Origin of the sequence: Bacteroides muris (ex Fokt et al. 2023) (assembly GCF_024704895.1) — a bacterium.
GTDB lineage: Bacteria > Bacteroidota > Bacteroidia > Bacteroidales > Bacteroidaceae > Bacteroides > Bacteroides muris.
This window is the reverse complement of the sequence record NZ_JAMZEE010000102.1, coordinates 1-1058: the sequence shown is the minus strand read 5'-3', so window position 1 is coordinate 1058 and position 1058 is coordinate 1. Positions and strand designations below refer to the sequence as shown.

Annotated in this window: 1 protein-coding gene and 1 pseudogene; one reads left to right on the top strand and one right to left on the bottom strand. The window is 40.6% G+C overall.

What is annotated here, in order from left to right; translation table 11 throughout:
- The first annotated feature begins 497 nt into the window (after positions 1-497).
- Positions 498-850, top strand: a pseudogene (locus tag M1B78_RS18400) (hypothetical protein).
- Here the strand turns inward: M1B78_RS18400 and M1B78_RS18395 are convergent.
- The coding region (locus M1B78_RS18395; RefSeq protein ID WP_257941489.1) for a hypothetical protein at positions 750-1058 on the bottom strand (309 nt) is incomplete at its 5' end. The pseudogene M1B78_RS18400 and the gene M1B78_RS18395 overlap by 101 nt on opposite strands.

The window sequence follows — 1058 nt, the reverse complement described above, 5'->3', positions numbered from 1 at the left end:
GAAGCAGAGTTTCAGGGTTGGCCTCGGTTTTTATTGTGCCGGTGTAGAAAAACTCGATTTTTCTATATAATTTTGTACAGGCTTAAGCAATGAGCCAAAATAGAAGTGGAATATCGGAAATAAATTGCATCGAAAAAAGAAGAAACCGCTCGTATTGACACTCCAAATGAGTTAAGAATCAATAAAAGCGTTAAATCTTCACCCCTTAGAATGTACCCTTAAAGGTTACGACCATATTTCTGACTTATTACTTGCAAATTATTGAGTAATAACTGGTTGTAAATACTAGCCCTGTTTATTCTACTTAATATCATATGTTGATAGGCTTGCCTATTGGGTGGTTTCATTCATATTATATGATACATAACTGGTATTTCTTGTCGTTTCGGTGAATCATCATGGTTGGGTTTAGGCTAATATTCTCTAGTCAGCAACCAAATATCTAAATCAAAAAGTTCCTTTTTCATAGTTGTTATTTCTTAGAAGGCTGTTGATAGCTGTTCGATGTCGGATGTTTTGTACTACAGTCTGCACTTATATGGATAACAAAGTTTGAGATAGCTTATTTATTCGGGGTGCCCTCTCGTGATATATGTAAGGTGGTTCATTCCATTCACAAGCATAAGAAACTGGACGAAGTTGAAACGAGGAGATATATCAAACAGTCAGACGGCATCAGTTATGACGTTTATAGCCTTGAAATGGTTGTAACCATTGCATTCGGGATATGCAGTAAAAAAATATCCTGCTCAGGCAGTTTGTAATAAATGAAATCTGCGCCACCAAGAAAGGAACCCCGATAACATTGTTCTTCTCTTGCGGCAAGGGCAGCAACCTATGGTATAGCTAATGTTCATCCCGTCAGCCACCCGTTCCCGATGCCCGGATGCAAAGGTAGTGTATGGCTTGATGGCAGCGGCAAGGTCGGACGGCAGAGCCGTTTCGGGCAGAATCTTCCTCCTGCGGAGCGTATTCAACTCGAAAACCTTGCCACTGCCAGCCATACGCTTGAAGAGCATCCGGCAACGGAAACAAGTGACTGACGGAAAATCAGATTG